Origin of the sequence: Paraburkholderia fungorum (genome assembly GCF_003610895.1) — a bacterium.
GTDB classification, from domain to species: Bacteria; Pseudomonadota; Gammaproteobacteria; order Burkholderiales; family Burkholderiaceae; genus Paraburkholderia; species Paraburkholderia fungorum_B.
Map to the genome: position 1 here is coordinate 288,100 of NZ_MCAS01000023.1, position 12,450 is coordinate 300,549.

Annotated in this window: 11 protein-coding genes; 4 read left to right on the forward strand and 7 right to left on the reverse strand. The window is 63.9% G+C overall.

The window, feature by feature from the left end; translation table 11 throughout:
- Positions 1-5: 5 nt before the first annotated feature.
- From BCY88_RS22015 to BCY88_RS22025, 3 genes are read right to left on the reverse strand one after another with little or no spacing between them, the layout of a single operon-like run.
- Positions 6-1,154 (reverse strand): glycosyltransferase family 4 protein, encoded by a 1,149-nt coding sequence (locus BCY88_RS22015; protein WP_120346286.1) that lies wholly within the window; start codon positions 1,152-1,154, stop codon positions 6-8.
- Positions 1,155-1,205: 51 nt separating this feature from the next.
- A complete protein-coding gene (locus BCY88_RS22020; protein WP_120346287.1) occupies positions 1,206-2,036 on the reverse strand; it encodes a glycosyltransferase in 831 nt (276 codons plus the stop codon).
- Positions 2,033-3,295 (reverse strand): oligosaccharide flippase family protein, encoded by a 1,263-nt coding sequence (locus tag BCY88_RS22025; protein ID WP_120346288.1) that lies wholly within the window; start codon positions 3,293-3,295, stop codon positions 2,033-2,035. The genes BCY88_RS22020 and BCY88_RS22025 overlap by 4 nt, the downstream gene beginning before the upstream one ends.
- Positions 3,296-3,609: 314 nt before the next feature.
- Between BCY88_RS22025 and BCY88_RS22030 the strand changes: the two genes are divergently transcribed.
- The 4 genes from BCY88_RS22030 to waaA all read left to right on the forward strand — a co-directional run bounded on the left by BCY88_RS22030 (position 3,610) and on the right by waaA (position 8,577).
- Positions 3,610-5,004: a phosphomannomutase/phosphoglucomutase gene (locus BCY88_RS22030; RefSeq protein WP_120346289.1), complete on the forward strand. Its 1,395-nt coding sequence runs from the start codon at positions 3,610-3,612 to the stop codon at positions 5,002-5,004.
- Between the two features lie 240 nt (positions 5,005-5,244).
- Entirely contained in the window at positions 5,245-6,246 is a 1,002-nt protein-coding gene (waaC, locus tag BCY88_RS22035) for a lipopolysaccharide heptosyltransferase I (RefSeq protein ID WP_120346290.1), read from the forward strand.
- Between the two features lie 53 nt (positions 6,247-6,299).
- Positions 6,300-7,184, forward strand: a complete 885-nt coding sequence (locus BCY88_RS22040) for a Kdo hydroxylase KdoO (RefSeq protein WP_120346291.1) — start codon at positions 6,300-6,302, stop codon at positions 7,182-7,184.
- A gap of 76 nt (positions 7,185-7,260) precedes the next feature.
- Positions 7,261-8,577 (forward strand): lipid IV(A) 3-deoxy-D-manno-octulosonic acid transferase, encoded by a 1,317-nt coding sequence (waaA, locus tag BCY88_RS22045; RefSeq protein WP_120346292.1) that lies wholly within the window; start codon positions 7,261-7,263, stop codon positions 8,575-8,577.
- Positions 8,578-8,647: 70 nt separating this feature from the next.
- On the opposite strand, the gene ureG is transcribed toward waaA, so the two are convergent.
- The 4 genes from ureG to ureC are packed head-to-tail and all read right to left on the reverse strand — an operon-like array spanning position 8,648 to position 12,403.
- Positions 8,648-9,301, reverse strand: a complete 654-nt coding sequence (ureG, locus tag BCY88_RS22050; RefSeq protein WP_097391600.1) for an urease accessory protein UreG — start codon at positions 9,299-9,301, stop codon at positions 8,648-8,650.
- An 11-nt stretch (positions 9,302-9,312) separates the two neighbouring features.
- Positions 9,313-9,993, reverse strand: a complete 681-nt coding sequence (locus BCY88_RS22055) for an urease accessory protein UreF (protein ID WP_120346293.1) — start codon at positions 9,991-9,993, stop codon at positions 9,313-9,315.
- A complete protein-coding gene (gene ureE / locus BCY88_RS22060) occupies positions 9,980-10,693 on the reverse strand; it encodes an urease accessory protein UreE (protein ID WP_120346294.1) in 714 nt (237 codons plus the stop codon). The genes BCY88_RS22055 and ureE overlap by 14 nt, the downstream gene beginning before the upstream one ends.
- 3 nt (positions 10,694-10,696) lie before the next feature.
- Complete coding sequence (ureC, locus tag BCY88_RS22065; RefSeq protein ID WP_120346295.1) at positions 10,697-12,403, reverse strand: urease subunit alpha; 1,707 nt, start codon at positions 12,401-12,403, stop codon at positions 10,697-10,699.
- Positions 12,404-12,450: the final 47 nt, after the last annotated feature.

Genomic DNA, 12,450 nt, shown 5'->3' on the forward strand with positions numbered 1-12,450 from the left:
CTCCGTTAAAGTAAAACGCCCGTCATTTTTTGCACCAGGTCTTTATATGTTTCGACGACGACGCGTTCGTCGAACTCTTGCGCGACTTTCTGTCGACCGCGTTCAGCCATTGAACGGCGTTCGGCGCCGCTCATATCGAGCATTTGGGCCAGCCTGGCCGCGAGACTTTCCGCATTGCGTACTTCGCACAGCAATCCGTTGACACCGTCAGCCACCACTTCGCGGCAGCCTGGCACGTCGGTCGTGACAATGGGCCGTCCCATCGCAGAGGCTTCCATCAGCGTGCGAGGCACCCCCTCACGATAGGACGGCAGGACCACGCAGTCCGCGTCGGCGATGAACGGCCGCACGTCGTGCGCCTCGCCCAGATACTCGACGACGCCTTCCTGCTCCCACGCGGCGACTTCTTCGCGCGTAATCGCGCTAGGGTTGTCCACGCCGACCGGCCCGAGTAACTGGAACCGCGCCTGGGGATAACGCTCACGCAAACGCCGCGCGGCTTCGACGTATTCGCCGACGCCTTTGTCCCACAGGAGCCGTCCGATCAGCACGAACCTGAACTCCGCGCGCTCCGGCAGCGGCGTGAAGGCGAACTGTTCGAGATCGACGCCTTCGCCATGCAGCAGGCGTGCCCGCTCAGGATGCACCAACAAATTCTGCTCGACAAACGCAGCCTGGTCGTCGCGATTCAGAAACCAGACTTCGCGCGGGAAACGGAAGGCGAAACGGTACAGTTTTTTGGCGACCTGAGCCGCGCGGCTCTGCTGGATAAAGACGTAACCGAGCCCGGTGGTCACCGCGACCGACTGCACGCCCGCCAGTTTCGCGGCGACGGAGCCGTAAATGTTCGGCTTGATCGTGTAGTGGAACACGACGTGCGGCCGGATGCTGCGATACAGACGATATAACGACAAAAGCGTGCGCAGGTCTTCGCGTGGACTGGTGCCTTTGGACGCCACGGGCAATTCGATGCAGCGGCACCCCATTGCGGTGAGCAGCCCGAACGTGCGGTCGCGTGGCGCGAGCACCGTGACGTCGACGCCGCGTCCCACCAGCATGCGGATCAGCCCTTGCCGATACGTATAGATTGCCCAGGCGGTGTTACAGACGAGTGTAATGCGTAGCGCGGGCGTCGACTTAAAGGCTGGCTTCATGCGTGAACAGGCTCGACGGTAAGTGGCAGGGTGAATGAGCGCATGGCGGAATCAATGACTCGCGCGCGGCGCGAGCAAGGCGCGTTTGACCCGTTGCAAGGCGCGGTAGGGCGTCACCAGGTGCAGCAGATTTTTAGCGAGACCCAACCAGTCGTAGGGATTGGCGGCGTTGAAGTAGCGCAGTTGCAGCCGTAGCGTCGAGTTGACCTGACGGCGCCGTTTGGTGGCGCTAATGCCGCTTTCGTTCAGCTCGTAATAGAGTCCGAGCTCCGGCAGATTCGCGCAGTCGTAGCGTTCCATCAGGCGCACGAACAGATCGAGATCCTCGGCGGAAGGATACGCCGCGCGATAGTTGCCGACCGCGCGGACCGCGTCGATGCGCAGCATCATCGACGGATGCGCGAGGCATGACCGGAAGAAGCGCAGACGCCGGATCTGATCCGGCCCGGCGGGCGGTGTCAGCATGAATAGCGGTTTTCCTTCACGCGTGACGACCTGGGTCCACATGCCGAGCCCCGCCACTTGCGGATGCGACTCCATGAAGGCGCGCTGTTTAGCGAGCCGTTGCGGCACGCTGCGGTCGCCCGCGTCGATGCGGGCCGCGTAGCGAAAGCCGCGCTGCGCGAGGGCGTCGACGCCGGTTTGCAGCGCGCGTTCGATGCCGCCGTTCTGCGGCATGCGCAACACTTCGATCTGCATGTTCGGGAGCGCCGGCGCGACGATGGGCGGCGTGCTGCCGTCGTCGACGATCAGTACGTGGACCAGCGCGCTTTCGCTGAACGAGGCCAGCGTGAGATCGACGTCGGCCTGGCCGTTGTACGCGGGCATCAGGACGGCGACATCGTCGAGGGAGTCATGCGCGGCGGCGGATGAATTCGTCATGTGCGCAATTTGAAACGAATGTAATAAAGATTGACTGACGCGGCGGCGAGATAACCGGCCGCGAGGCCCACCAGCGCACCGTAAGCGCCAAGCCGCGGAATCGCCAGCAGATTGACGATGAACGCGACGGCCAGCGCCAGCAGCCACTTCGAGAGCAACACGAATTTGGCCTGATATTTCAGCACGATCAGATTGCCGATCGCCTCGATACCGGCCGGCACGGACAGCCACACGGCCCAGCGGAAAATGTCGATGGCGCCTTCAAAGTCCGGTCCGAACACGCGGCGGATGATGAAGCCGGCCAGCAGATCCAGCACGATCGCGCCGCTCACCATCAACGCGGCGGTCATGGCGGTAAGCCGCCACACGTTGCGGCGCAAGTGCGCGGCATCCTGCACGCGGTAGACGAAGGCGGGCGCGATTGTCTGCGCGAGCATCAGCGCGAGCGTGATCCAGTTTTCGTTCAACTGCTGCGCGGCGGAGTAACGCCCGAGGTCGGCGAAGGAAATGGCCCGCTCGAGCATCAGTCTGTCCAGTTTCAGGAACAGATACATACAGATCAGGCCGAGCCAGAACACCGTGCCGGCGGTGGCGAAGTGCTTGAAGAGCGGGCGCTCGAGGCGCCAGCCGAGCTGGCCACCATGCCGGCGGATGTAGTAGACCAGCAGGACCGCGCCGATTAGCGCGGATTCAGCGGCCCACAGCCAGCCAAAGCGTGCGGGCGTTGCCGCCGCGCGCACCAGCAGATAGACGAAGCCGGCCTTCAGCACCGCCGTGCTCATGCTGGTGAGCAACTGCGGCTTGCTGTACGTCATGCTTTGCAGCCACGCATTGATCACGCCGACGAACGGCTCGCGAAACAGCATCGTCACCGCGAGACCGGCGAGCATGGCGCCCACCAGCGGCTCGAAAAAGTGCAAGGCGATGCCGAGCCAGGTCAGCAGCAGCGCCGCGACGGAAACCGAAAAGCGCAGCGCGAAGGCGCTGCCGAGCACCGTGCCCAACTGGGTTGGCGGCCGCCCGACAATGGTGGGAACCAGAATTTCCGCGCCACACACCCACGTGATCGGCGAAAGCACCAGCAGCAGCGTGTTCGCATACTGCCATTTGCCGAAGGTGTCCGGCCCGAAGTAGCGCGCCAGCATGCCGCTGATCACGATCGCCACGCCGATCTGCGTGAGCCGCTCCAGCCCGAGCCAGACGATGTTGGTGAAGGCGCGCGTGACGTCGGGATTGGCGAAGCGTTTGAGCGTCAACATCCGGTGGACACCCGGCGGACCCGTTGGGCCGGGCGCGCGAGCGGCGCGGCTTGAGCGGCGTGTGTGGTTTGTGTGGTTTGCCCGGCGGCAACGTGCACGAACGCCCACCCGCAGGCCGGCTGTCGCGGCAACTTTCCAAAAGGAGGGCGTCTAAGCATTAGAATAGGCGTCTATAAGGCAGGTCCGAAAGGCGCAATTATAAGTTGGAACCGGATCGCTTCCGGCAAGGGCGCATCGCCCGGTTTGCAGAGTGTTTTACCGATCCCTCGGCAATGCGCCGGTCAAAATTTTCCATTGCACGCAAGTGAGCCAACATGATCTCCAAATCTATTTTCAAGGCGTATGACATTCGCGGCGTAATCGGCAAGACGCTCGACGCCGATGCGGCGCGTTCGATCGGCCGTGCGTTCGGCAGCGAAGTGCGGGCGCAAGGCGGCGACGCCGTGGTGGTCGCGCGTGACGGACGCCTCTCGGGTCCCGAGCTGGTTCAGGCGCTGTCGGACGGTTTGCGTGCAGCCGGTGTCGACGTGGTCAACGTCGGCATGGTGCCGACACCGGTCGGCTACTTCGCGGCCAGCGTGCCGTTGAAGCTCGACGGCGGCGAACGCCGCGTCGATTCGTGCATCGTCGTGACGGGCAGCCACAATCCGCCTGACTACAACGGCTTCAAGATGGTCCTGCGCGGCGCGGCCATTTACGGCGAGGCGATCCTCGCGCTGCATCAGCGCATTGTCGACGAGGATTTCTCGGAAGGCAGCGGCACGTACGCCGAGTACGACATTGCCGATGCCTATCTGGATCGCATCACGAGCGACGTCAAGCTTGCCCGTCCGATCAAGATCGTGGTCGACACCGGCAACGGCGTGGCGGGCGGCCTCGCACCGAAGCTCTTCAGGAAGCTGGGCTGCGAGCTGGTTGAGCTATTCACCGAAATCGACGGCAACTTCCCGAACCATCACCCGGACCCGGCTCACCCCGAGAATCTGCAGGACGTGATTCGCGCGCTGAAGGAAACCGACGCTGAAATCGGTTTCGCGTTCGACGGCGACGGCGACCGGCTCGGTGTCGTCACCAAAGACGGCCAGATCATTTATCCGGACCGCCAACTGATGCTGTTCGCCGAAGAAGTGCTGTCGCGCAACAAGGGCGCGCAGATCATTTACGACGTGAAATGCACGCGCAATCTTGCGAAATGGGTCAAGGACAAGGGCGGCGAACCGCTGATGTGGAAAACTGGCCACTCGCTGGTCAAGGCGAAGCTGCGCGAAACCGGCGCGCCGCTGGCCGGCGAAATGAGCGGCCACGTGTTTTTCAAAGACCGCTGGTATGGGTTCGACGACGGCCTGTACACGGGCGCGCGTCTGCTGGAAATCCTCACGCGCGTGGCCGATCCGAGCCAGCTGTTGAACTCGCTGCCGAACTCGAATTCCACGCCAGAACTGCAATTGAAGCTCGAAGAAGGCGAAAACTTCGAACTGATCGCACGGTTGCAGCAGAACGCCACCTTTACCGGCGCGGACGAGGTCATCAAGATCGACGGTCTGCGTGTCGAGTACCCGGACGGTTTTGGCCTCGCGCGCTCGTCGAACACCACGCCGGTGGTGGTGATGCGTTTCGAAGCCGATAGCGACGCAGCGCTTAAGCGCATTCAGGAAGACTTCCGCCGCGTCATCATGACGGAAAAGCCAGACGCGAAGCTGCCGTTCTGAACGCAGTAGCGGCGGCGCGGTTCGAGGCGAACCGCGACTGCTATCGAGCGCGGCGCGGGTTTCACTTACCGCGCCGCGTTTTTTCATGCCATTTACCTGTGTCGCGCTAGAATTGCGCTCCTCGTGAGAAAACGCCGGGCTACCCCAAGTTTTCTCACCCCTCGGGGGGCTTGGCGCGAAGCGGCAGGTTCGGGGGCTCTCTCAACGCATCTTTGGGCCGGATAGCCGGTTTTCCCACACTTGAGCGTGCAAAAGATACTGATCGTGCGGGTGTCGTCATTGGGCGACGTCGTTCACAACATGCCGGTGATCGCCGACATTCGACGCCGCCATCCCGGCGCCCAGATCGACTGGCTCGTCGAAGAGAGCTTCGTCGGGCTCGTGGAGCTCGTCAGCGGCGTGCGGCGGGCCATTCCCGTGTCGCTGCGGCGCTGGCGCAAGCGCATCCTCTCGCTCGACAACTGGCGCGAGATCGGCGCGTTCCGCCGCGCTCTGGCGGCGGAGAACTACGACCTTGTGATCGACTGCCAGGGGCTCATCAAAACCGCGTGGGTTGCGAGCCTGGCGCGCGGACCGCTCGTCGGCCTCGCCAACCGCACCGACGGTGCGGGTTTCGAATGGCCGGTGCGCTTTTTCTACGACAAGCGGGTGCCGATCGAGCGGCGCACCCATGTGGTCGAGCGTACGCGCCAACTGGTGGCCGCGGCGCTGGGCGATCCGCAGCCGCAACCCACGGACGATATCGATTTCGGCATCGACACGGGGCGCGCGGCGCTGGCCTTGTCTGAGGCGAATCTGAATCTGCCGGTGCCTTACGTGGTGTTCGTGCACGCCACCTCGCGCGCTGACAAGCAATGGCCCGATGCGGCGTGGATCGAACTCGGCCAGTCTCTGGTGCGGCGCGGCGCCTCGATCGTGCTGCCGTGGGGCAGCGAGGAAGAACGCGCCACCAGCGAACGTCTGGCGAAGGAATTCGGCGGCGCGGCCATCGTGCCGCCCAGATTGTCGTTGCCGGCGGTGGTCGGCCTGATCGAAGGCGCTGCCGCGACCGTTGGCGTTGACACAGGTCTAGTGCATATTGCGGCGGCGCTGAAGCGGCCGACGGTCGAGTTGTACAATTTCGCCACCGCGTGGCGTACCGGCGGTTACTGGTCGCCGAACGTCGTCAATCTCGGCACGGCCGGCAAGCCGCCCACGCTGCAGGAAGTCAAGTCCGCGCTGGCCGGTTTCGGCCTGCTGTAATGCTGTAGCGTGGCGTGCTTCGCCTTGCGCGCCATCCGTTTTCAAGGGCGACCATGAACGAAACCCAGATCATCGAAGTAGCGAACGCTGACTGGCACGGACGCAATCTGTCCGTGCCGCGCGAGACGCTGCTGGCCGGCGTGGAACGCGGCAAAGTGCTGTATTTCCCGAACCTGCGCTTTGCCATCGAAGGCGGCGAGCAGGCCTTGCTCGATCCCGCGCTGGCCGATCCGAGCCGCAAGAACATTAGTCTCGAGCCGAACGGCGGCGCCCTGCACGGCGTGGCTGGCGACGCGGTTACGCAATCGGCGGTGCGCGCGTTGATCGCGCGCTATCAGTCCAATGCGCGCACGCTCGTCGACGGGCTGTTCCCCGAATACAACGGCAAGTTGCGCGTCGCGCCGACGAGCCTGCGGCTGCATCAGGTGGAAGGGCGCGAGACGTCCTGGCGTAAGGACGATAGCCGTTTGCACGTGGACGCCTTTCCGTCGCGGCCGAATTATGGCGAGCGCATCTTGCGCGTATTCACCAACGTGAATCCGAATGGCGAGCCGCGCGTATGGCGCGTCGGCGAACCGTTCGAGGACATGGCCAGGCGCTTCCTGCCGCGCATCAAGCCGCAGATGCCGGGCTCGGCGTGGCTGCTGAACCTGTTGCACGTCACCAAATCGCCGCGCAGCGAATACGACCATCTGATGCTGAATCTGCACGACAGCATGAAGGCCGATCTCGAGTATCAGAAGTCGAGCCCGCAGGAGACCATGCCGTTTCCGCCGGGCAGCGTGTGGGTGTGCTTCTCCGACCAGACTTCGCATGCGGTGATGTCCGGGCAGTTCATGCTGGAGCAGACTTTCTTCCTGCCGGTCAAGGCGATGGCGCAGCCGGACTGCGCGCCGCTCGGCATTCTCGAGCGCCTGAAGAGCAGGGCGCTGGTTTGAGCGCCGCTGTCTGTTTCTATCGTACGTTGAGACTCGCGCCTTCACTCGGGTTCATGTCCGGGTGTGCGGAGTTCCGATGCTGAGGGCGATTTACAACGCGCTCTGGTGGATCGTCGCGCCGCTTGCCGTGCTGCGCCTGCTGATTCGCTCGCGCAAGGAGCGTGGTTATCGCGAGCATATCGCCGAGCGTTTCGGTTATGCGCGCGGCCGGCTGCCGGAAGACAGTGCGCCGCTGATCTGGGTGCATGCGGTGTCGGTGGGCGAGACGCGTGCCGCGCAACCGCTGATCGACGCGTTGATCGAGGCGCGTCCCGACGCACGAATTCTTCTGACACACATGACGCCGAGTGGCCGTGCCACCGGCGAGCAGATTTTCGGCGACCGTGTGTTGCGCAGCTATTTGCCGTATGACATGCCGCACGCGGTGCAGCGTTTCTTGCGGACGTGGCGGCCGGCGCTCGGTCTGGTGATGGAAACCGAAGTGTGGCCCACGCTGATCGACGAATGCCGTCGCGCGGATGTGCCGCTCGTGCTGACCAATGCGCGGATGTCGGCGCGCTCGTATAAGCGCGCGGCCAGGTTTGGTCATGCGACGAAAGACGTATTCGGCGGATTTGCACGGGTGTTGGCGCAGAGTCCCGCGGATGCGGAGCGGCTCACGGCGCTCGGTGCGCGTAACGTCACGGTGCTCGGCAATCTGAAGTTCGACATGAGCACGCCGCCGGAGCTGGCCGCGCGTGGCCATGCGTGGCGTGCGGCGATCGGCACGCGGCCGGTGTGGGTCGCGGCCAGTACGCGTGAAGGCGAAGAGGAACTGGTGCTGCAGGCGTTCGCCGCGCTTGATGTCGGCGATGCATTGCTGATCCTGGTGCCGCGTCATCCGCAACGGTTTAACGAAGTGGCGGCCTCGGTCGAGAAGGCCGGTTTGCGACTCGAGCGGCGCTCGGCCTGGGCGCCCGCGGCGACGGTGGCGTCGGCTGCAGCTTCATCTGCGGGCGGTGGTGTACCCGCGCTGTCTTCGGACGTGAACGTGCTGCTCGGCGATTCGATGGGCGAACTGGGCGCCTACTATGCCGCTTCGGATCTGGCGTTTATCGGCGGGAGCTTGCTGCCGCTGGGCGGGCAGAATCTGATCGAGGCCTGCGCGGTCGGTGTGCCGGTGTTGATCGGGCCACACGTGTTCAACTTCACGCAAGCCACGGCGGATGCCGTGGCGGCGGGTGCGGCGGTGCAGGTGCAGGATCCGGCCGATCTGGCACGGGCGCTGCGCGAGCTTTTCGGCGACAAGGCCCGACGGCTGGCGATGGGCGGCGCGGCTTCGGCGTTTGCCGCGCGCCATCGTGGCGCGACGGCACGGACGGTGGATGTGCTGATGGCGTTGTTGCCGGAATGAGGGGAGGCGCGCATGCGCCTCGACTCCAAGGCGTCAAAGGGCTCCAAAGGCTCAAAGCGCCCCTCGGGCCTCAAGCCTTCAACAGCCCCTTCTTCTCGATAAACTTCACCACGACATCCAGTCCGTCGAGCGCCTTCAGATTGCACATCACGAAGGGTCGCTCGCCGCGCATTTTCTTCGCGTCCGATGCCATCACCTCCAGATTCGCGCCGACCATCGGTGCGAGATCGGTCTTGTTGATCACCAGCAGATCCGATTTCGTGATGCCCGGGCCGCCTTTACGCGGAATCTTCTCGCCGCCGGCCACGTCGATCACATAAATCGTCAGGTCCGACAGTTCCGGGCTGAAGGTTGCCGCCAGGTTATCGCCGCCCGATTCGATAAAGACGATGTCGGCATCGGGGAACCGCGTCAGCATGCGGTCGACGGCTTCAAGATTGATCGATGCGTCTTCACGAATCGCGGTGTGGGGGCAGCCGCCCGTTTCGACGCCCATGATCCGTTCAGCGGGCAATGCGCCGGCCACCGTCAATAGACGCTGATCTTCTTTCGTGTAGATGTCGTTAGTGATCGCGACGAGGTCGTACTGTTCGCGCATCGCCTTGCAGAGCATTTCGAGCAGCGTGGTTTTGCCCGAGCCGACCGGGCCGCCGACGCCCACGCGCAGCGGCGGCAGCTTCTTCGTGCGAACAGGCGGGTGAGCGGGGTGGTGAGGTGCGTTCATGATGGATCTTCTTATGAGCGAAAGAGTCGCGAGTACTGCGACTCGTGACGCGCCGACAGAATGCCTAATTGCGGCGCGAAGGTGTTGATGTTGTCCGGTGACGTGGCCAATGCGCGCGCGACGGCGGCGTCGATCGGCTCGCGCAACGCGACGATAATGCGTTGCCCCGCGAGTTGGCCGAGCGGTACTGCTTTCAAGGCGGCGGCGGCCTGGTTTTCCACCCAGCTGAAGGCATAGGCGGCAAGCGCCGCGTCAGGCGCTGCGTCGTGCGCGAAAGCGGCGAAGGCGAACGCCGTGGGTTGGGCGAGAGGCTTGAGCGATGCCAGCGTCGCGCGGCGCTCGGCGTCGCCCCATTCCAGCGCGACGCACAATTGCCGTAGCGACCAGCCCATCTGTTCCGTTTCGCGTCTGAGTTCGGCGGACTCACGGCTTGCCAGGAATTCGCTGTTCGCTTCCTTCAGGCCGTCCGCGTCGTGCGCACGCCAGCGTTCCATTTGATGTGCGAGAAACGGCAGCTCGCCGCGCGCGAGTACATCGGTTAAACCGCTTGCGATCCAGTCGCGTGCGGAATCGGCGTCGGTCACGAGTTGCGCTTCGATCGCGGCTTCGAGACCTTGCGAGTAGCTGAACGCGCCGATCGGCAGCGCCGGCGACGCAAGATGCAGCAGCGCGGTGAGTTCAGCGATGCGCATGGTGGGGGTGATGCGCGTGGCCGCACGATTCGTCGTGGACGTGGTCGTCGCCGCCGTGATCGTGTGGGTGGTCGTGGCCCTGCGCATGGCTGTGATCGTGCCCGTGATCCGGGTGGTCGTGCCCATGCTCGTGATCATGCGAATGACCGCGACTCTGTCCATGGGCATGATCGTGCGAATGCCCATGATGCTCGCCGAACACCTGCTGTGCGAGCGCATAGTCTTCCGCGAAGCTCTCGTCGTGACCATGCTTGTGGCCGCCGCCGTACGCACCGGACTCCGGCTGGAACGGCATCGACACCTGGTCCACGCTTGCGCCGATGCGCTTGAGCATGTCGGCCAGCACGGGATCGTATTCAAGCTTCAGATAGTCCGCGCCGACTTCAACGGGCGTATGACGATTGCCGAGGTGATACGCGGCGCGCGTCAGCGTCAACGCATCTTTCGCGCGGACGACCAGCACCGCCTCGGGCGCGGCGACTACGCGCACCAGGCCGCCATCGTCGGCGACCAGCACATCGCCGTCGCGCAGCACCGTGCCGCGCGGCAGCAGCAGCGCGACTTCTTCGCCGTTGTCGAGCGTTGCCGCGAGACGGCTCTTGCGACGGTCGTCGAACGCGAGCGTCAGGGTGGGCGCGCGCTTCACCAGCACAGGTGCCAGCTTCAGATGCGGCGCGATCAGTTTGTCGAGAGTGCGCATGGTTTAGAACAGGAAGTAACGTTGCGCCATCGGCAGTACGGTTGCCGGCTCGCAAGTCAGCAACTGACCGTCGGCGATCACCTGATACGTCTCCGGATCGACGCTGATCGCCGGGCGCCACGCGTTGTGAATCATGTCGGCCTTCGTGATGTTGCGGCAGTTCTTGACCGCAACGATACGCTTGTTCAGACCATAGCGTTCGCCGACGCCCGCCTCCGCTGCCATCTGCGAAACGAAAGTCAGGGACGTGCGTCCCAATGCGCCGCCGCGCGTCGCGAACATCTCGCGATAGTGGACCGGTTGCGGCGTTGGAATCGACGCGTTCGGGTCGCCCATCTGCGCCATTGCGATCATGCCGCCCTTCAGGATCAGCGACGGCTTGATGCCGAAAAACGCCGGTTCCCAGAACACCAGATCGGCCCACTTGCCCGGTTCGATCGAACCGACTTCGTGCGCGATGCCATGCGTGATGGCCGGATTGATCGTGTACTTGGCGACGTAACGCTTCGCGCGGAAATTGTCGTGGCGTGCGTTGTCTTCAGGTAGCGCGCCACGTTGCACTTTCATCTTGTGCGCGGTCTGCCAGGTGCGGATGATCACTTCGCCCACGCGGCCCATGGCCTGCGAATCCGACGACAACATCGACAACGCGCCGAGGTCGTGCAGGATGTCTTCGGCGGCAATGGTCTCGCGGCGAATACGGGACTCGGCAAACGCGATATCTTCCGCAATCGAGGGGTCCAGGTGGTGGCACACCATCAGCATGTCGAGATGTTCTTCGAGCGTATTGACGGTGTACGGGCGCGTCGGATTGGTGGACGAGGGCAGCACGTTCGCTTCGCCGCAGACCTTGATGATGTCCGGTGCATGGCCGCCGCCCGCGCCTTCTGTGTGATACGTGTGAATCGTGCGGCCTTTGAAAGCGGCCACGGTCGCTTCCACAAAACCCGCTTCGTTCAGCGTATCCGTGTGGATCGCGACCTGCGTGTCGGTGTCGTCGGCGACGGAAAGACAGTTGTCGATCGCGGCCGGCGTCGTGCCCCAGTCTTCGTGCAGCTTCAGACCGATCGCGCCCGCGGCGATCTGCTCGAGTGCCGGCTCCGGCAGGCTCACGTTGCCCTTGCCGAGAAAGCCGAGGTTCATCGGATAACCATCGGCCGCCTGCAACATGCGCTCGAGATGCCAGGGACCCGGCGTGCAGGTGGTCGCGTTCGTGCCCGTGGCCGGACCCGTGCCGCCGCCGAGCATCGTCGTCACGCCGCTCGCGAGCGCTTCTTCGATCTGCTGCGGGCTGATGAAGTGGATGTGCGTGTCGATGCCGCCCGCTGTCACGATCAAACCCTCGCCGGCGATCACCTCGGTTGAGGCGCCGATCGCGATCGTCACGTTCGGCTGGATATCGGGGTTGCCGGCCTTGCCGATCGCATGAATGCGGCCGTTCTTGATACCGATGTCCCCCTTGACGATGCCCCAGTGATCGAGAATCACCGCATTCGTCACGACGGTGTCGACCACCTCGGCGTGCACGCGTTGCGACTGGCCCATGCCGTCGCGAATCACTTTGCCGCCGCCGAATTTCACTTCTTCGCCGTAGATGGTGAAGTCGCGTTCGACTTCGATTAGCAACTCGGTGTCGGCGAGGCGTACGCGGTCGCCGGTCGTGGGGCCGAACATTTCCGCGTATGCGCGGCGGCCAATGCGTAGTGTCATGGTGTGGGTCCGGAAATGAGCAGGGTGGTCAGAGCAGGCACGCGCAG

Excerpts from the sequence above, each read along its gene's own strand:
- BCY88_RS22025 (WP_120346288.1), bottom strand. The coding sequence starts at position 3,295 with ATGTTGACGCTCAAACGCTTCGCCAATCCCGACGTCACGCGCGCCTTC.
- BCY88_RS22040 (WP_120346291.1), top strand. The coding sequence starts at position 6,300 with ATGAACGAAACCCAGATCATCGAAGTAGCGAACGCTGACTGGCACGGA.
- BCY88_RS22030 (WP_120346289.1), top strand. The coding sequence starts at position 3,610 with ATGATCTCCAAATCTATTTTCAAGGCGTATGACATTCGCGGCGTAATC.
- waaA (WP_120346292.1), top strand. The coding sequence starts at position 7,261 with ATGCTGAGGGCGATTTACAACGCGCTCTGGTGGATCGTCGCGCCGCTT.
- ureG (WP_097391600.1), bottom strand. The coding sequence starts at position 9,301 with ATGAACGCACCTCACCACCCCGCTCACCCGCCTGTTCGCACGAAGAAG.
- ureC (WP_120346295.1), bottom strand. The coding sequence starts at position 12,403 with ATGACACTACGCATTGGCCGCCGCGCATACGCGGAAATGTTCGGCCCC.
- ureE (WP_120346294.1), bottom strand. The coding sequence starts at position 10,693 with ATGCGCACTCTCGACAAACTGATCGCGCCGCATCTGAAGCTGGCACCT.
- BCY88_RS22020 (WP_120346287.1), bottom strand. The coding sequence starts at position 2,036 with ATGACGAATTCATCCGCCGCCGCGCATGACTCCCTCGACGATGTCGCC.
- BCY88_RS22055 (WP_120346293.1), bottom strand. The coding sequence starts at position 9,993 with ATGCGCATCGCTGAACTCACCGCGCTGCTGCATCTTGCGTCGCCGGCG.
- BCY88_RS22015 (WP_120346286.1), bottom strand. The coding sequence starts at position 1,154 with ATGAAGCCAGCCTTTAAGTCGACGCCCGCGCTACGCATTACACTCGTC.